Annotated in this window: 15 protein-coding genes; 3 read left to right on the top strand and 12 right to left on the bottom strand. The window is 68.1% G+C overall.

Going from position 1 to position 16,210, the window contains the following annotated elements; genetic code table 11:
• Positions 1-83: 83 nt before the first annotated feature.
• Entirely contained in the window at positions 84-1,859 is a 1,776-nt protein-coding gene (gene xsc, locus ATO3_RS07780) for a sulfoacetaldehyde acetyltransferase (RefSeq protein WP_088649252.1), read from the bottom strand.
• A gap of 164 nt (positions 1,860-2,023) precedes the next feature.
• Between xsc and ATO3_RS07785 the strand changes: the two genes are divergently transcribed.
• A complete protein-coding gene (locus ATO3_RS07785; RefSeq protein WP_233152063.1) occupies positions 2,024-2,590 on the top strand; it encodes a YdeI/OmpD-associated family protein in 567 nt (188 codons plus the stop codon).
• A gap of 28 nt (positions 2,591-2,618) precedes the next feature.
• Here the strand turns inward: ATO3_RS07785 and ATO3_RS07790 are convergent, their stop codons facing one another.
• The 4 genes from ATO3_RS07790 to ATO3_RS07805 all read right to left on the bottom strand — a co-directional run bounded on the left by ATO3_RS07790 (position 2,619) and on the right by ATO3_RS07805 (position 6,219).
• The gene (locus ATO3_RS07790; protein WP_088649254.1) at positions 2,619-2,960 is read right to left on the bottom strand and encodes a DUF4440 domain-containing protein; all 342 of its coding nucleotides are present in this window, start codon (positions 2,958-2,960) and stop codon (positions 2,619-2,621) included.
• Between the two features lie 91 nt (positions 2,961-3,051).
• Positions 3,052-4,503, bottom strand: coding sequence for a MocR-like pyridoxine biosynthesis transcription factor PdxR (pdxR, locus tag ATO3_RS07795; RefSeq protein WP_088649255.1), 1,452 nt, complete (start codon positions 4,501-4,503; stop codon positions 3,052-3,054).
• 141 nt (positions 4,504-4,644) lie between these two features.
• The gene (locus ATO3_RS07800) at positions 4,645-5,586 is read right to left on the bottom strand and encodes an NAD-dependent epimerase/dehydratase family protein (protein WP_088649256.1); all 942 of its coding nucleotides are present in this window, start codon (positions 5,584-5,586) and stop codon (positions 4,645-4,647) included.
• A 174-nt stretch (positions 5,587-5,760) separates the two neighbouring features.
• Entirely contained in the window at positions 5,761-6,219 is a 459-nt protein-coding gene (locus tag ATO3_RS07805; RefSeq protein ID WP_088649257.1) for an Lrp/AsnC family transcriptional regulator, read from the bottom strand.
• A 136-nt stretch (positions 6,220-6,355) separates the two neighbouring features.
• Between ATO3_RS07805 and ald the strand changes: the two genes are divergently transcribed.
• Positions 6,356-7,474, top strand: a complete 1,119-nt coding sequence (gene ald / locus ATO3_RS07810) for an alanine dehydrogenase (protein WP_088649258.1) — start codon at positions 6,356-6,358, stop codon at positions 7,472-7,474.
• Positions 7,475-7,648: 174 nt separating this feature from the next.
• Here ald and ATO3_RS07815 read toward each other — a convergent pair whose 3' ends face one another.
• Positions 7,649-8,470 carry a mechanosensitive ion channel family protein gene (locus tag ATO3_RS07815; protein WP_233152064.1) on the bottom strand — a complete coding sequence of 274 codons (822 nt, stop codon included), beginning with the start codon at positions 8,468-8,470 and terminating at the stop codon, positions 7,649-7,651.
• A 169-nt stretch (positions 8,471-8,639) separates the two neighbouring features.
• Between ATO3_RS07815 and ATO3_RS07820 the strand changes: the two genes are divergently transcribed.
• Positions 8,640-9,338, top strand: a complete 699-nt coding sequence (locus tag ATO3_RS07820) for a glutathione S-transferase family protein (protein WP_088649260.1) — start codon at positions 8,640-8,642, stop codon at positions 9,336-9,338.
• Between the two features lie 54 nt (positions 9,339-9,392).
• On the opposite strand, the gene ATO3_RS07825 is transcribed toward ATO3_RS07820, so the two are convergent.
• From ATO3_RS07825 to ATO3_RS07850, 6 genes are all read right to left on the bottom strand, one after another.
• Positions 9,393-9,842 carry a YtoQ family protein gene (locus tag ATO3_RS07825; RefSeq protein WP_088649261.1) on the bottom strand — a complete coding sequence of 150 codons (450 nt, stop codon included), beginning with the start codon at positions 9,840-9,842 and terminating at the stop codon, positions 9,393-9,395.
• A 281-nt stretch (positions 9,843-10,123) separates the two neighbouring features.
• Positions 10,124-10,939, bottom strand: coding sequence for a shikimate dehydrogenase (locus ATO3_RS07830; RefSeq protein WP_158217918.1), 816 nt, complete (start codon positions 10,937-10,939; stop codon positions 10,124-10,126).
• Between the two features lie 433 nt (positions 10,940-11,372).
• Positions 11,373-13,436 carry an exonuclease domain-containing protein gene (locus ATO3_RS07835; protein WP_088649263.1) on the bottom strand — a complete coding sequence of 688 codons (2,064 nt, stop codon included), beginning with the start codon at positions 13,434-13,436 and terminating at the stop codon, positions 11,373-11,375.
• Entirely contained in the window at positions 13,429-13,812 is a 384-nt protein-coding gene (locus ATO3_RS07840) for a response regulator transcription factor (RefSeq protein WP_088649264.1), read from the bottom strand. Before ATO3_RS07840 ends, ATO3_RS07835 begins: the two co-directional genes overlap by 8 nt.
• A gap of 39 nt (positions 13,813-13,851) precedes the next feature.
• Positions 13,852-14,355: a hypothetical protein gene (locus ATO3_RS07845; RefSeq protein ID WP_088649265.1), complete on the bottom strand. Its 504-nt coding sequence runs from the start codon at positions 14,353-14,355 to the stop codon at positions 13,852-13,854.
• Positions 14,355-16,127, bottom strand: a complete 1,773-nt coding sequence (locus ATO3_RS07850) for a DUF294 nucleotidyltransferase-like domain-containing protein (protein WP_088649370.1) — start codon at positions 16,125-16,127, stop codon at positions 14,355-14,357. The genes ATO3_RS07845 and ATO3_RS07850 overlap by 1 nt, the downstream gene beginning before the upstream one ends.
• Positions 16,128-16,210 lie beyond the last annotated feature (83 nt).

Below are 16,210 nucleotides of genomic sequence, written 5' to 3' on the forward strand. Positions count from 1 at the left end.
CTCTCAGATCTGCGGCTCGAGCGGCGCGGGGCAAGAATTTTCGCCGAAAATTCTTCACCCCTCCACCCCTGGCGGCGCGCCGGTCAGACCACCTGGCGCCGCATGTCCGCCGGGTCGATCCCGGCCACGGCCACCGGCTTCTTCATCGCGTCGCGGCGGAAGGGCTCGCCCAGTTCCTGGTTGATCAGCGCCTCGATCAGCGTGGTGCGGCCATGTTCCATCTGGTCGCGGATCGCGGTGGTCAGCGCCTCGGTCAGCCCCTCCATCGTGCGCGCAACGATGCCCTGCAGGCCGCAGGCCTTGGCGATGCCGGCATAGGTGACATCGTCGTCCAGCTCTGTTCCCACGAAATTGTCGTCGTACCAGAGGGTCGAGTTCCGCTTCTCGGCGCCCCACTGGTAGTTGCGGAAGACCACCATGGTGATGGCGGGCCATTCCTTGCGCCCGATTGCCGTCAGCTCGGTCACCGCGATGCCGAAGGCGCCATCGCCGGCAAAGCCCACCACCGGCACGTCCGGGCAGCCGATCTTGGCCCCGACGATCGACGGAAGGCCATAGCCGCAGGGCCCGAAGAGGCCCGGGGCGAGGTACTTTCGCCCCGCCTCGAACGACGGATAGGCGTTGCCGATGGCGCAATTGTTGCCGATGTCCGACGAGATGATCGCCTCACGCGGGAGAGCCGACTGGATCGCGCGCCACGCCATGCGGGGGGACATCCATTCGGGCTTGTCCGCGCGGGCGCGTTCGTTCCAGGTGGTGCCGGGGTCGTCCTCTTCGTGGTCCATGGACGAGAGCTGCTGCGCCCAGCGGGATTTCGTCTCGGCGATCACGGCCTTGCGGGCCTCGCGGCCGGTGTCGCCGGCGCTGTCCGACAGGCGGCTGAGCAGCGCGCCGGCCACCTTCCTGGCGTCGCCCACGATGCCGACCGAGACGGGCTTGGTCAGGCCGATCCGGTCGGGGTTGATATCGACCTGGATGATCTTTGCGCCCTTGGGCCAGTATTCCATGCCGTAGCCCGGCAGGGTCGAGAACGGGTTCAGCCTTGTGCCAAGGCACAGCACCACGTCGGCCTGCGCGATCAGCTCCATCCCCGCCTTCGATCCGTTGTAGCCCAGCGGCCCCGCAAACAGCGGGTGCGAGCCGGGGAAGGCGTCGTTGTGCTGGTAGCCGACGCAGACCGGCGCATCGAGCTGCTCGGCCAGCGCCATGGACTCGGGGATCGCATTCGCAAGCACCACGCCGGCGCCGTTCAGGATCACCGGGAACTTCGCCTCCGACAACAGCGCGGCTGCCGCGTCCAGCGCGGTCTCTCCGCCGCCGGGGCGCTCGAATTCCAGCACCTCGGGGATCTCGATGTCGATCACCTGGGTCCAGAAGTCGCGCGGCATGTTGATCTGCGCCGGGGCCGAGGCGCGCTTGGCCTGGATGATCACGCGGTTCAGCACCTCGGCCACGCGCGACGGGTCGCGGACCTCTTCCTGGTAGGCGACCATGTCCTTGAACAGCGCCATCTGTTCCACTTCCTGGAACCCGCCCTGGCCCAGCGTCTTGTTCGCGGCCTGCGGTGTGACCAGAAGCAGCGGCGAGTGGTTCCAGTAGGCGGTTTTGACGGCGGTGACGAAATTGGTGATGCCCGGCCCGTTCTGCGCGATCATCATCGACATCTTGCCGGTCGCCCGGGTGTAGCCGTCGGCCATCATCCCGCCCGAGCCTTCGTGCGCGCAATCCCAGAAGGTGATGCCGGCCTTCGGAAACAGGTCAGAAATGGGCATGAAGGCCGATCCGATGATGCCGAAGGCATGTTCGATGCCATGTCGCTGCAGGGTTTTGACGAAGGCCTCTTCGGTGGTCATCTTCATGGGCGGGAACCTCGGGCAGGTGTGAGTCGGACAGGTCTGTCGGCCCGCCGGAGCGGGGTTGGGCGCGACGGTAGGGGCTGACCGGCGTGGCGGATAGGGCCAGATGAGGCGCCGGGTTAGGGCCAGTTTGGGCGGGGGCACGCATGGGGCACATGGATCCAAGGGTGGAGACTTTTTTCGAGGAAGCGGCCCTGTGGCCAGAGGAACTGTCGGCGCTGCGGGCGATCCTGAGGGAGATGGGACTCGAGGAATGCTGGAAGTGGCGGGCGCCCTGCTACACGTTTCGGGGCGGCAACGTGGCGACGCTCTGGGGGTTTCGCGAGGCCTGCACGCTGAGCTTTTTCAAGGGCGTGCTATTGCGCGATCCGGAAGGCGTTCTGGTGCCGCCGGGGCAGAATTCGCGGTCGGCGCGGGTCATGAAGTTCACAAGCCTGGACGAGATCGGGGCCGGGCGGAGGCAGATCGAGGACTTCGTCGCCCAGTCGATCGCGAATGAGAAGGCGGGCCGGAAGGTGGACCTGCCGCCGGATGATTTCGATCTGCCGGAAGAGCTGTCAGAGCGGCTGGAAGCCGATCCGGACCTGGTGGCTGCCTGGGACAGGCTGACGCCGGGGCGCAGGCGGGGATGGGTGCTGCATGTGGGGCAGGCGAAGCAGAGCGCGACGCGACAAGCGCGCATCGACAAGGCGGCCCCGAAGATCCTTGCCGGCAAGGGCATGCACGACCGCTAGGCCGTGCATGGAGCGTGCCTGACGTAGGTCAGACCGGGGTCTGCTGGTGCGACAACAGCTTCCAGGCGTCGCCCTCGCGGACATAGGTTGTCGAGCAATAGGCGGTATACGGATCGTCGTCCCCGCTCTGCCCGGTGGCGCGGTAGGCCAGCACCACGGTGTCCTGCGAGACGGTCTCGGATTCCTCGTCGAATTCGACCTCGGACCAGCGCGGCGCCTCGGCCAGGGATTCGTTGATCGCGGTCCCGGTCAGGATGCCGACAGGGGCCGGGAACACCATGCAGGCGGCCTCGGCCAGGTGGCTTTCGCAGACCTCGGGCCCATCGAGCCAGAAACTGCGTTCTGTCTTCCAGTGATGTTCGAATGCCATGAGATCACCTTTCGATTGCTCATGTCAGGTCAACGCCCCGCCCGGCGGCCATGTTCCGAGAGCGCAGGGCGTACGCACCTCGGCGCCGCGGTCAGAGATGGCGCGCGATCCGGGCGATACCCTCGGGGATCCGCGTGGCCGGAATCGATGAATAGGCCAGGCGGTAGAAGTTCTGCGGCCGGTGCGCGGCGTGGAAGAAGGGCGCGCCGGGTTCGATCAGCACGCCCTCTGCGCGCAGGTCGCGGGCCAGGGCGTCGGTGTCGCGATCCTGCGCCGCCTGCATCCAGAAGGCCGAGCCGCCGAAGGCCCCGCGCCCGGCCACGGTCAGCCCGTGTTCGGCGATTGCCGTCTCCATGACCTTGCGCCGTTGCTGCAGCACCTGGGCCATGCGCCGGATCTGGGCATCGTAATGGCCAAGGCTGAGGAAATAGGCCGCCGTGCGCTGCACGTGGCCGGGCGGATGCCGCAGGACCGAGGCGCGCAGGGCGCGGGCCTCGCGGATGAAGGGTTCCGACCCCACCATGTAGCCCAGCCGCAGCCCCGGGAAGAGCGACTTGGAGAAGCTGCCCACATAGATCACCCGCCCGTCCTCATCGAGCGATTTCAGCGCGGGCGAGGGGGCGCGTAGGAAGGCCATCTCGAATTCGTAATCGTCCTCGACGATCAGCGCGTTCAGCGCCCTGGCCCGGGCCAGCAGGGCGCGGCGGCGGTCCAGAGGCATGGTCGCGGTTGTGGGGGCCTGGTGGCTGGGGGTGGTGAAGATGACGTCGGTGTCGTCGGGCAGCCGGTCGGAGGGCAGCCCGTCGCCATCCACCCGCACCGGCGAGATCGCGCAGCCGGTCTGCACCAGGATGTCGCGCTGCGCGTAATAGCAGGGATCCTCGATCGCGGCGCGGCGGTTGCGGGTCAGCAGAAGCTGGGCGGCCAGCCAGAGGGCATTCTGGGCACCCAGCGTGATCAGGATCTCTTCGGGCCGGGCGACGATGCCGCGCCGGGGCAGGGAGTGGCGGGCAATGAACTCGACCAGCAGCGGGTCGTCGCCGTCGTAGTAATCGGTGGTCAGCGCGGTGAAATCCTTCTGCCCCAGCGCCCGGGTGGCGCAGAGCCGCCAGTTGGAATGGTCGAAAAGCGCGGGATCCGTCTGGCCGTAGATGAAGGGGTAGCGGTAGCTTTGCCATTCCGTCGGCTTGCGCGGCGTGTCCCCGCCCGAGAAGTGGCGCACAAGGGCCGCGCCCCAGTCGACCCCGTCGGCCCCGCGTGGCGCGGGCGTGAAGCTGGGCGGGATCGGCGCGGTGTCCGAGACGTAATAGCCCGAGCGCCCCTTCGAGGTGAGGTAATCGTTGGCCAGCAGCTCGGTATAGGCCAGCGTCACGGTGATGCGCGAGATGCCCAAGTGCCGGGCGAGACTGCGGGACGAGGGCAGCTTTTCGCCCTTGCGGAAGCGGCCCGAAAGGATGCCCTCGGCCACCATCTGCTGGATCTGCGCCTGCAGCGTGCCCTGGGCGTCGGGGGCCAGGAAGAAGGTATCGACGGAGATGGACATCTCTTTCCCCGCGGGGCCGTGGCGCAAACGGTGGGTTGAAAACCCACCCTACGGCGCTGGGGTAGGGTGGGTTTTCAACCCGCCGAGCCCCGCCGTTCGGGACCGAGTCTACGCTGGACTTATGCCGTGCACAATCTGGACCTAGGCGTGTTCCGCCGCCAGCCGCTCCAGCAGGGCCTCGGCGCTGGTTTCGAAGTCATAGGCCGGGCGCCAGTCCCATTCGCTGCGGGCTGGCGTGCTGTCCATCTCGTCCGGGCCGCCGCCGACGAAACCCACCACCGTCGGGTCGGGCCGGAAATCGCAGGTGAACCCCTGCATCCGGGCCGTGAGGAAGGCGGCGATCTCGGCGGCGGTCAGGCTGTAGCCATGCAGGTTGTAGCCCGGCGTCACCAGCCGCGTGCCGTCGGCGCGGGTCAGCTTCACGATGCCCTCGACCACGTCGTCGAGGAACAGGTTCGACATGCCGGTTTCGGGATGCACCGGGAAGGTGAAGGGCCGGCCTTCGATCGCGGCGCGGAAGGCGTGGCTGGGATAGGCGGTCAGCGCGGCGGGCGGCGCGAAGGGCGACAGCACCATGGGAAAGCGCAGGCAGCGGAAGTCGAACCCGTGCACCCGGCGCAGGTAATGGCCCATGCGCTCCACCGCGACCTTGGTGGCGCCATAGATGGTTTCCGGCCATTGCGGCGCGTCCACCGCCAGGGGCGAGGGCAGGCCGGGGCCGTAGGTGGCCACGGAGGAAGAGAAGACGAAGGGGCCCGGCGCCAGCTCGCGCGCGAGCTGCATCAGCGTGACCGAGGCGGTGGCGTTGATCTCCCAGGCGGATTGGGGATCCGCCTCGGAACTGCCCGAGAGCAGCGAGGCGAGATGGATGATCGCGTCGGGGCGGTGGGTCTCCAGCGTCTCGCGCAGCAGGTCGGCGTCGCGGATGTCGCCGGTGACGACCTTGTGGCGCGGCGCGCTGTGAGCGCCTTCGCTGCCCGGCAGGTCGAAGCTGACGACGCGCGATCCCTGCGCCTCGAGCCGCGTGGCCACCAGCCGGCCGAGATTGCCGTTGCCGCCGGTGATCAGGATGGTTTCGGTCATGTCGTGTCCTCCGTGGGCACACTATGGCGGCGCGGGGCGCCGAGGGGAAGTGGGCGGCCCTGCCGGGCCTTGCGCGGTGGAGGCGCCCCTGACGGGGCGGGCCGGGGGAGGCCGCCCTTCGGGCGGGGTCCGGGCGCCCCGGAGGGCCGGGGCCGGATCGCCGGGCGACCGGGGTCAGACGGGCAGGGCCGTGGTCTTGAACACCGTGCGCAGGGCGAAGGAGCTTTGCATCTGCACCACGCCGGGCAGGCGCGAGAGATGCTGGCGATGGATGCGCGCGAAATCCTCGGTATCCTCGGCGACGATCTTCAGGATGTAATCCGCCGTCCCGGCCATCAGGTGGCATTCCAGAACGTCCGGGATCCGCCCCACCGCCTTCTCGAAGGCGTCCAGCACCTCGTCCGACTGGCCCTGCAGCTTGATCTCGACGAAGACGGTCGTCGGCACGCCCAGCTTGCGCGCGTCCAGCAGGGCGACGTAGTCGCGGATGTAGCCCTCGGTCTCCAGCCGCTGCACCCGCCGATGGCAGGCGGAGGCCGAAAGATTGACCTGCGCCGAGAGGTCCGAGTTGGAGATCCGCCCCTTTCGCTGAAGGACTGAAAGGATGCGTCTGTCGATCGTGTCGAGGCTCATCGCCGCTGATATGTCCTGTTAGTGGAGGATTTTGTCGAAGAATATTCGAAGATTGCGCCGGTATGCGAGGGGAATTTCACCCGCCTTGCGCGGAGATCGTGCAAGGATGCCGACAAATGCATCGGGAGGTGATGACATGAAGATCGGATGCCCAAGGGAGATCAAGCCGCAGGAATTCCGGGTGGGCCTGACGCCGCATGCCGCGCGCGAGGCGATCGGGCGCGGCCATGACGTGCTGATCGAACGTGGCGCCGGCGTGGGCGCCGGATTTCCGGACGCGGATTACGAGGCGCAGGGCGCGCGGCTGGTCGACACGGCCGAGGCGGTCTTTGCCGAGGCCGAGCTGATCGTGAAGGTCAAGGAGCCGCAGGCGGTCGAGCGGGCCATGCTGCGCGAGGGGCAGGTGCTGTTCACCTATCTCCACCTGGCGCCGGACCCGGAGCAGACGAAGGACCTGCTGGCCTCGGGCTGCACGGCGATCGCCTACGAGACGGTGACCGATGCCGCCGGGGGGCTGCCCCTGCTGGCCCCGATGTCCGAGGTGGCCGGGCGGCTGGCGCCGCAGGTGGGCGCCTGGTGCCTGCAGAAGGTCAACGGCGGGCGCGGCGTGCTGATGGGCGGCATTCCCGGCGTGGGGCCGGCGAAGGTGGCGGTGATCGGCGGCGGCGTCGTGGGCACCCATGCCGCGCGGGTCGCGGCGGGAATGGGCGCCGAAGTGACGGTGCTGGACCGGTCGCTGGCGCGGATGCGCTACCTGGATGACGTCTTTGCGGGGGTGTTCTCGACGCGCTTTGCGAGTTCGGGCAACACCGCCGAGCTGGTGGCCGAGGCCGACCTGGTGATCGGCGCTGTGCTGATCCCCGGCGCGGCGGCGCCCAAGCTGGTGACGCGGGCGCAGCTGAAGGACATGAAGCCGGGCGCGGCGGTGGTGGACGTGGCCATCGACCAGGGCGGCTGTTTCGAGACCTCGCGGGCGACGACGCACCAGGATCCGATCTACGAGGTGGACGGGATCGTGCATTACTGCGTGGCGAACATGCCCGGCGCGGTGGCCCGGACTTCGACCATTGGCCTTGGCAACGCGACGATGCCCTTCGTGCTGGATCTGGCCGACAAGGGCTGGCGCAAGGCCTGCGAGGACGATCCGCACCTGCTGGCGGGGCTGAATGTCCATGCCGGGCAGCTGACGCATTACGCGGTGGGCAAGGCGCTGGGGATCGACGTGATCTCTCCGGCCATCGCGCTGCGCGGGTAGGCACGGCCGGCCTTGCCCGGAGAGCTCCCGCCCGCCCTCCCCGCTCTCCGGGCAAGGCCGGGCAGAGGGGCGGCTGCGGGCAGGTTGATAAAGGCAGGGGCCGGCGGGCAGCAAGGAGCCTGCCGGCCCGCCATGAGCGAACCGGCGGAGCCCCCGGGCGCCGCCACGGCGATGTCAGGCCGGTTTCACGATCTCGACCGCATGCGGATAGGGGATCGAGATCCCGGCCTTGTCGTAGGCCTCCTTCACGCCCTTGGTCATCGCGAACTTCAGGTCCCAGTAATCCGCCGCCTTGCACCACAGCCGCGCCGTCAGGTCGACCGAGCTGTCGCCCAGGTTCGTCACCCGCACCCAGGGCGCCGGCGTGTCCATCACCCGTTCGTCCGCCTTCGCAAGGTCTAGGATGATCTGCATCGCCCTGTCGGCATCGTCGTCATAGTCGATCCCGAAGACCAGGTCGCAGCGCCGCGTCTCGTGATGGGAGAAATTGGTGATGATCTGCCCCCAGACCTTGCCGTTCGGCACGAGGATCTGGACATTGTCCGGTGTCACCAGCTCGGTCACGAAGAGGTTGAGATCCTGCACCGTGCCGGAGGTGCCGGCGATGTCCACGTATTGTCCCAGCTTGTAGGGACGGAACAGGATCAGCATCACGCCGGCGGCCAGGTCGCTGAGCGTGCCCTGCAGCGCCAGACCGATGGCCAGCGAGGCGGCCCCGAGGACCGCGACAAGGCTTGTCGCCTGGATCCCGAAGATGCCCAGCACGGCGATTAACACCACCAGAAGGATGGCCCAGCGCAGCAGGCTGGCGAAGAAACTGCCCAGGGTCGGATCGATCTGCGGTGTCCTGGCAAGGCGCTTGCGGACGCTTCGGCCGGCGAGATTGGCGATGATCCAGCCCACGAACAGGACGACGATCGCCTTCAGGGCGTTGAGGACAAGCGGTCCCCAGGTTTCGTAGAGGACGACAGGGTCCAGGCTTTCCAGGCTTTCCACTTGGCACTCTCCGTTCCGGAAACACACGCGGCGAGAACAGCACGAACCCTGCGGTCGCGCAATGCATGTGCGCGCAACGCATGTCATGTGACGCACAGCTGCGCCGGTGGACTTCGCCCGGCGCGCCCTTAGGTCAGAGAGGTCCGACCGACCAAATGGGAGCCCCCGCATGACCGACCTGTCCGCCTTTCCGATTACCGCCCGCTGGCCCGCCGCCGATCCCGGGGTGATCCAGCTTTATTCCTATCCGACGCCCAACGGCGTGAAGGTTGCCATCGCGCTCGAAGAGCTCGGCCTGCCCTACGAGCCGCATCGCGTCTCTTTGTCGGACACCGACGTGAAAAGCCCGGAGTTCCTTTCGCTCAACCCCAACAACAAGATCCCGGCGATCATCGACCCCCTCGGGCCCGACGGTCGGCCCGTGGGCCTGTTTGAAAGCGGCGCGATCCTGATCTACCTTGCCGAAAAGACCGGCCGGCTGATGGGCGCGGATGCGACCGAAAAGGCACAGGTGATCCAGTGGCTGATGTTCCAGATGGGAGGCGTGGGGCCGATGTTCGGCCAGCTCGGCTTCTTCTGGAAATTCGCCGGCAAGGATATCGAGGATCCCCGCCCGCGCGACCGCTATATCAACGAGGCGAAGCGCCTGCTGGGCGTGGTCGAGACGCAGCTGGAGGGGCGCGCGTGGATCGCGGGCGACTTTTCGATCGCCGATATCGCGCTGGCGCCCTGGCTGAACGCGCTGGACTTCTACGGCGCGAAGGAGGCCGTCGGCTGGGCGGATCACCCGCGCACGGTGGCCTATGTCGACCGCTTCATGGAGCGGCCCGCGGTGAAGACGGGGATGACGATCCCCGCCGAAAGCTGAAGAATTCCGCCGGGGGCCGCGCGCCGCCCGGCGGGATTGTCGTGCCGGGCAGGGTCAGCCCGGCAGCTTGCCGGTCAGCACGTAGCGCAGGATGTCGACGACCTGTCCCGGCTCCTGCGCGACGGCAAGCGCGGCGGCGTCGACCTCTTTCAGCGCATGGGCGTGATCCGGCCCGTGCAGGATGATCAGCGATTTGCCAAGTGCGGCGGCATAGCCCGCGTCGAAGGCGGCGTTCCACTGCTTGTACTGGTCGCCGAAGCGCACGACGACCACGTCGGCATCGGCGATGCCCTTGCGGGTGCGGATCGCGTTGACCATCGCGCCTTTGTGGTCGTGCCAGTACTTGTCAGGCTCTTCGCCCAGGATCGTCACGCCGCAATCGTCGCTGGCGCCGTGGTCCGTCACCGGACCGGAGAATTCCAGGTCAAGCTCCTCGGCCCCCGCGATGATCTGCTCGCGCCAGTCGGTGTGGATCTCTCCGGACAGATAGACATTCATGCTCATGGATCGGTCTCCCCTGTGTGAGGGACTGTCTAGCCGGTTTCCGGGGCAGGGGAAATGCATCGGCCGGCGGTGTGGCGGGGGAGTTTACAAGCCCTGGGGTCAGGCCGCCGCCGTGCGGCGTGCCCGGCCCGTTTGGCTGGCTGGGCGCGGAGGGCGACCTGGCCCCTCTGACACGACCGCGCGTCAGGTGGCGCGACATCCGGTCAGTCCGACGATCGGCGCGCGTGGGGGCCTGTGGTGGGCGTCGGCGCGCAGGACCCGCGGCGCTGGCCGGGGGGGCCTCAGATCGGGGTCGCGTGGCGGAGGCAGTCGGCGGACTGGCGGATGCGCTCGGTGTCGGCCGGGCGGCCGGTCAGCAGGTGCAGATCGCGCACCGCGCGGAACACCGCCATGGCAGAGCCGTCCACGGTGCGGCAGTGGCGCGCGCGGGCGGCGCGGATCAGGCTGGTTTCGATCGGATCCTCGACAACGTCGGCCACCCACTGCGCCGGCCGCAGCAGGTCGGTGTCGATGGCGCAGCCCGGGTGCCGGGCGCTGCCAACCGGGCTTGCGTTGATGATGCCCTGGGCGCGGTCCGCCGCGGCGGCCAGGTCGGTCACGACGGTGGCCTTCAGGGTCGCGGCCAACTGCTCGGCCCGTTCGGCGCGGGGATCGTGGATCAGCACTTCATTGGTGCCAAGTTGCTGCAATGCAAAGCCAACAGCCGCCCCGGTCGATCCGGCACCCAGAAGCAGAACCGGCCCCGGCCCGACCTCTCCAAGCGAGCGGCGCAGGCTTTCGCGGACTGCCCAGGCGCTGGCGTTGTGGCCCAGCCGCATGCCGTCGCGGAACACCACCGTCGTCACCGCGCCGGTCGCCTGCGCGGCCAGCGACAGGCCGTCGACATGCTCCACCGCCGCGCGCTTGTAGGGCGAGGCGATGCAGGCTCCGGCGAAGCCCAGCATCGGCAACATGCTCAGCATCTCTGTCAGGTGCGGTCGCGCGCGTGCCATCGACAGCGGATCAAGCAGGTCGACCTTGAGGTCGATCCCGAGCGCCCGGGCCTCGGCCTCCTGCAGCCTGGGCAACAGGTATCGGTTCAGGTCGTGTCCGATCAACGCAATGAACTGGGGGCCCGAAAGTTCGGGCTGACGTCCGACAAAAATCTTTGAACCTTGTGCTTTGAAATCGGATATTTGATTGATCGGCATTCAGACCTCGTAGCCAAGTACTTGTGACGTCGCGTAACGAGCGTGGATTGATCGTGATTGAAGCGAATGAGCGTCAGGCTTGTCAAATGGTTTGCTGCCCCTGGAGCGGGCTATTCGCCGGAGTGATTTGGTCGGGAACTTTATCACCACCGAATGTGGTGAATTGTATTATCAATCATTTTCAACCTATTCAGAAGAATGAACCTGTTAAGGTTAATTTTCCTTTAACGCTTCGTGGAATTTGAGTCGGAATCGTGGCACCGTGCGGTGCGTTACATTTGTGCAATCCGGACGGTCGAGGCCGGGCCGGCCGCTTCGGCGGCGCGAATCGAACGGGCTGTCAGTAGCTTTGCGCACGGCGCAGCCGGGTCTGCCGGTTGCCCGCCTCGATCGCCTGCTGCAGCGTGTGAATGCCGGCCTGGTCGAGCATCTGGATCAGGCTGGCGAAGACCTCGGCGGTGGCCAGCGCGTCGCCCAGGGCGGTATGGCGCGCATCCTCGGGGATGGTCACGCCCAGCCGGGCACACAGCCCGTCAAGGCTGTGATCGGCACTGGAATCGAACAGCGCGGCTGACAGCAGAACGGTGCACAGCACCGGATGATCGAAGCGCCGGCCGATCCGGGTCTCCTGTGCCTTCAGGAAGGCCATGTCGAAGGGCGCGTTATGTGCGACCAGCACCGCGCCCTCGCAGAAATCGTGGAACCGGCGGCCCACCGGGGCGATCGTCTCGGCCTGATCGACCATCTCGTCGGTGATCCGGTGCACCAGGGTCGAGGCCGCGGGGATCGCGCGTTCGGGATCGACCAGCGTGTCGAAGACCTCGGCCCGCCGGACCTTGCCGTTGACGATGCGGACACCGGCGATCTGCACGATGCGGTCGCCGTCGCGGGGCGAGAGGCCGGTGGTTTCGGTGTCGAAGACGACATAGCTCAGCCGGTCCAGCGGCATATCGGCCAGGTCGCCGGCATCGATCCCCGAGGGCAGGTCAAAATCGTAGAAATCCGACCACGGCGCGGGCGGCTGGCGCGAGGCGGCGACTGTGGCGGGCAGGGGCAGTACCAGCTTTGGCCGGTCGAGGATCCCCGACGCCCAGATATCCGTCCGGTGCGCGGCCAGCGCATCACGGCCGGTATAGCGGCCATACCCCTGCGACAGCGGCTCTGACAGCCAGTTCTGTAGCGCCCCGTCCAGCACCGGCGTGCCGGTCCAGCTCAGCGACAGCCACAGTTCCTGCCCGTGCAGCTCGGCATGCAGCTCCAGGTGCTGCCGATGCCGTTCCTCGACGAGGCGGCGGGCGAGGTTGCCGAGAAGTGCTGCCATGGCGAAGGGATCGCAGCGCAGCCAGTCGTCGCCGGGCCGCGCGGTGACCAGCCCGCCGCTGCGCGCGGCGACGGCATCCATCAGGTCGCTCGCGGCCAGCTCCACCATTGGCCAGGCGCGGGTGGTGACGGCCTCGTAACGCGCCTCGATGTCGCGCAGGCAGGCGGTCAGCCGGTCCAGCTCCTCGATTTCGGCGGCGGTAAAGCTGGCGCGCGTCTCGGCGTCCAGGTCGGGTGCGCTGCGCAAGACCTCCAGCGTGGCGCCGATCGCCGAGGCGGGGCGGCGTACGCCTTCCATCAGCGCGTTGATCAGGTCGTCGCGGTCGGCATGGGCCTTCAGGTCCGTTGTCGCGTCGCGCAGGATGATGACATGGCCCTCGGGCATCTCGGCCCCGTGGATCGGAGAGATCTGGCCCAGCAGGAACCCCTCTCCGGATGCGGTGGCGGCCAGGAAGGTTTCGGGTCCCGCCTCGCCGCGGGCGCGGCGCAGGGCCAGCCGGTCCAGCGCCTGCATCAGCGGTTCCGGCCGGATCAGCGAGGACAGGCGGCGGTCCAGCCCCAGCCCGTCCAGCAGCCCCTGCGCGGCGCGGTTGAAGAGCATGACGCGCCCGTCCCGGGTGGTGACGACGACCCCCTCGGCCAGGTCGCGGACCAGCGCCTCGAACAGGCGCTTCTCGCGTTGCAGCTGCTCGGTCTCGGCGGCGACGGCGCGGGCCTGGGCGGTGCGTGCCTCGGCCAGGGCCTCGTTGATCGCGTTGGCGGCGGGGGCCAGCGCGCCGAGGTAGCGCGCCGGGGCCTCGTCGATCTGCTTGCTGCCGATGTCGGCGGCGGCGCGGGTGTGCAGGTCGCCGGCCAGCGCAAGGATCGGGCGGGCGACGTTCTCGTCGAACAGCAGTCCGATCCAGGCGGCCAGCCCTGCAATTCCCAGGCCGCCGACGATGCCGGCGATCACGTAGCCGTCCAGCGACGCGCCATAGCGGCTGGCCCCGAACCACAGCCCGAGGATCAGCGCCGCGATCCCCCCCAGCGCCAGCCCGGCGAAGAAAAGCGCGATGCGCAGGCGCAGGCCAAGCCGGTCATGCATGGGCGCCCTGTCCCAGAAGGCTGTTGATCCGCGCCGTCAGCTCGGTATTCGCGAAGGGCTTGATCAGGAAATCGTCCGCCCCCAGCGCCAGCCCCTTGCGGCGTTCGACCTCCCCGCCCCGGGCCGTCATCATCAGGATCTTCACATGCGCGAGCTCGTCGCGCGACCGGATGATCTGGCAGACCTCGTAGCCCGACTTCTCGGGCAGCATCACGTCAAGCACCACGGCATCCACCGGCTCGGTCTCCAGCGCGTCGAGCGCGGCGTCTCCGTCGGCGACGCGCGTGGTGCGGTGGCCCATGCGCCCGATGAGGAATTCCAGCGCGAAGGCGATGTTGTCCTCGTCCTCCACCAGAAGGATGTGTTTCTGCTCCATGGGGGCCTCCTCCTCCAAAGGCGCTCTCGGATTACCGCGTCATGACGTGCACAACACGTCGATCAGCGGGTCGGCCTGGCCCAGCTCGTGCCAGGTGGCGCCGGAGGGATCCTCCAGCGCGACATCGGTGACATCGGCGCGCGCCGCCGTATCGCAATCGATCAGCTGCGGGATCGTCGCCGTGGCCCGCCAGCGGGCGAAGAGGTAGAGATCGACCAGCAGGACATCCGGGCTTTCGGGCTTGGACTGGACGTTGGTGGTGTCGACGGCCAGCACGCGGGTCACCTGCGGAAAGGCATAGGTCCAGGGCTTCCACGGGTAGGTGTCGGCGCGGGTCTCGACCACTTCGACGCCCTCGGGCAGGCCCTCGGCGGTGCGGTCGCCCCAGGAATATTCCGACCAGATGGTGAACCCGATCATCGCCAGCCCGCCCATCGCCGGGATCAGCCAGCGCGGCATCGGCTTCCAGATCAGCCCCAGCACCATCATCAGCCCGGCGGCGCCGAGCCCGGCGCAGAAGGTCGCCATCAATTCCAAAACCATCAGCCGAGCATCCCCGTATTGTGACCCGCGGCGGATTGCATCGTCTTGACCACCATGAAGGCGTCCCGCAGGTGATTGCGTTCCAGGTCGGACAGCTGGCCGGGCGCCATGAAGTTGTCGGGCTTCTCGCCCTTGCGGATCTGCGCGGCCTGGTGCCTCAGGCGGGTGTCGGCGATCAGGTCATAGGCGTCAAGAAGTTCCGCCAGCCCCGAGGGCGACAGCACCCCGGCCGCCCCGGCCGCGACGATCCGGTCGCGGGTGTTGACCTCTTCCAGCGCGCCTTTCAGCGCATAGATCCGGCCCAGGTCGACGACGGGGACGACGCCGGAATGCTTCAGGTCGACCTGGTTCTTGTGCTCGCCCGACCGGATCAGGGCAAAGCCCCGGAACAGCGAGATCGGCGGCGTGTGCTTCAGCGAATTGGAGATCATGTGCGCGACGAAGATCGAGTTCTTCCGCGCGGCGGCCAGCGTCTCGCGCTGGAGATCGTCGAACAGGCTGCGCGTGCCGCCGATGGGGCGCAGGTCGAACATGACCGAGGCCAGCATCTGCGCCTCGGGGTCGGGCTTGTCGATCCAGCCCTTGAAATAGCTCCGCCAGACCCGGCGCGGCTGCCGCCAGCGCGGGTTCGTCGCCATCATGTCGCCGGGGCAGTAGATGTAGCCGCAGATCGCCAGCCCGTCCGAGACGAAGCGGGCCAGCTCCTTGAAATAGGCGTCGTGCTCGGGGGTGAAGGCATCATCCAGGATCAGGCAATTGTCCTGGTCCGAAACGCCGGTCTGCTCGCGCCGCCCCTGGCTGCCGCAGGCGGCCCAGAGATACGGGACAGGCGCCGGCCCAAGCTTCTGCTCGGCCAGGATCAGCAGGCGGCGCGTCACCGCGTCCGTCACGTCGGATATCCGCCGGCAGATCGCCTGCGGGGTCACCCCGGCCGACACCAGCTGCCCCAGCAGTTCGGGCGTGCGGGCCACGATCCGGGCCATGGCCTCGGCGTCGCAGGCCTCCACGATTTCCGAGATCATGTGCGAGGCGGTGGCGGCCTGGTGCCGGAACAGGTCGGTCTTGCCGATCATGCCGATGATCGTGCCGCCCTCGGCCACGGGCAGGTGGCTGATGCCATGATCGGCCAGCATCACCAGCGCATCCAGCCCCAGGGCGGATGGCGGGATGGTCACCGGGTTCGGTGTCATGATGTCGGAGACGGGGATATCCCCGGTGAGCCCCTCGGCCAGCACCTTGCCGGTCAGGTCCCGCGCGGTGACGATCCCGGCCAGCCCGGCGCCGTCGTTCACCAGCACCGAGTTGATCCGCAGGTCGCGCATCATCCGTGCGGCCTCGGTCACGGTGGCGCCGGGCGGGCAGGTCACGGGGGTCGAGGACATCAGGTCCGCCACCTGCAGCGCCGTCAGCCCCACCGCATAGGCGCCATCGCCCGAGGTGGTGCCGCGCTCGAACCAGGCGCCGAAGGTCGGGTGATGCCGGACGAGGTTGCGAAAGACCTCGGGCGGGATGATGAAGACGACCGTCTCTTCGACCGCCCGCGTCGTCACCCGGGCCCGGCCATCCGACAGGGTGCTCTTCTGCCCCAGCATGTCGCCCGGCCCCCGGCGCGACACCACCGCGCCATCGGCCCCTTCGGACTGGGTCGCGCCGCTTTCGATGACGTAGACCCCGGCGATCGGCTGCCCCTTCTCGAAGAGCAAGTTGCCCGGGGCGATCGTGCTGCGGGTCACGCGCGCGTCCAGCTCGGGCGCCAGTTCCGGCGGGAGCATGTCGAAGGGCGGATGGCGCAGCAGCGACTGGATGTCCGGTTGGGCCTGCACGGGTCACGGGCTCCGATGGAAGAATGGGAAAA

Source organism: Marinibacterium profundimaris (assembly GCF_002210095.1).
In the GTDB taxonomy this organism is placed as follows: domain Bacteria; phylum Pseudomonadota; class Alphaproteobacteria; order Rhodobacterales; family Rhodobacteraceae; genus Marinibacterium; species Marinibacterium profundimaris.

What these genes read in the sequence shown, in the direction of transcription:
- ald (WP_088649258.1), top strand. Translation starts at nt 6,356, where the DNA reads ATGAAGATCGGATGCCCAAGGGAGATCAAGCCGCAGGAATTCCGGGTG.
- ATO3_RS07805 (WP_088649257.1), bottom strand. Translation starts at nt 6,219, where the DNA reads ATGAGCCTCGACACGATCGACAGACGCATCCTTTCAGTCCTTCAGCGA.
- ATO3_RS07820 (WP_088649260.1), top strand. Translation starts at nt 8,640, where the DNA reads ATGACCGACCTGTCCGCCTTTCCGATTACCGCCCGCTGGCCCGCCGCC.
- xsc (WP_088649252.1), bottom strand. Translation starts at nt 1,859, where the DNA reads ATGAAGATGACCACCGAAGAGGCCTTCGTCAAAACCCTGCAGCGACAT.
- pdxR (WP_088649255.1), bottom strand. Translation starts at nt 4,503, where the DNA reads ATGTCCATCTCCGTCGATACCTTCTTCCTGGCCCCCGACGCCCAGGGC.
- ATO3_RS07850 (WP_088649370.1), bottom strand. Translation starts at nt 16,127, where the DNA reads ATGCTCCCGCCGGAACTGGCGCCCGAGCTGGACGCGCGCGTGACCCGC.
- ATO3_RS07800 (WP_088649256.1), bottom strand. Translation starts at nt 5,586, where the DNA reads ATGACCGAAACCATCCTGATCACCGGCGGCAACGGCAATCTCGGCCGG.
- ATO3_RS07835 (WP_088649263.1), bottom strand. Translation starts at nt 13,436, where the DNA reads ATGCATGACCGGCTTGGCCTGCGCCTGCGCATCGCGCTTTTCTTCGCC.
- ATO3_RS07840 (WP_088649264.1), bottom strand. Translation starts at nt 13,812, where the DNA reads ATGGAGCAGAAACACATCCTTCTGGTGGAGGACGAGGACAACATCGCC.
- ATO3_RS07825 (WP_088649261.1), bottom strand. Translation starts at nt 9,842, where the DNA reads ATGAGCATGAATGTCTATCTGTCCGGAGAGATCCACACCGACTGGCGC.
- ATO3_RS07845 (WP_088649265.1), bottom strand. Translation starts at nt 14,355, where the DNA reads ATGGTTTTGGAATTGATGGCGACCTTCTGCGCCGGGCTCGGCGCCGCC.
- ATO3_RS07790 (WP_088649254.1), bottom strand. Translation starts at nt 2,960, where the DNA reads ATGGCATTCGAACATCACTGGAAGACAGAACGCAGTTTCTGGCTCGAT.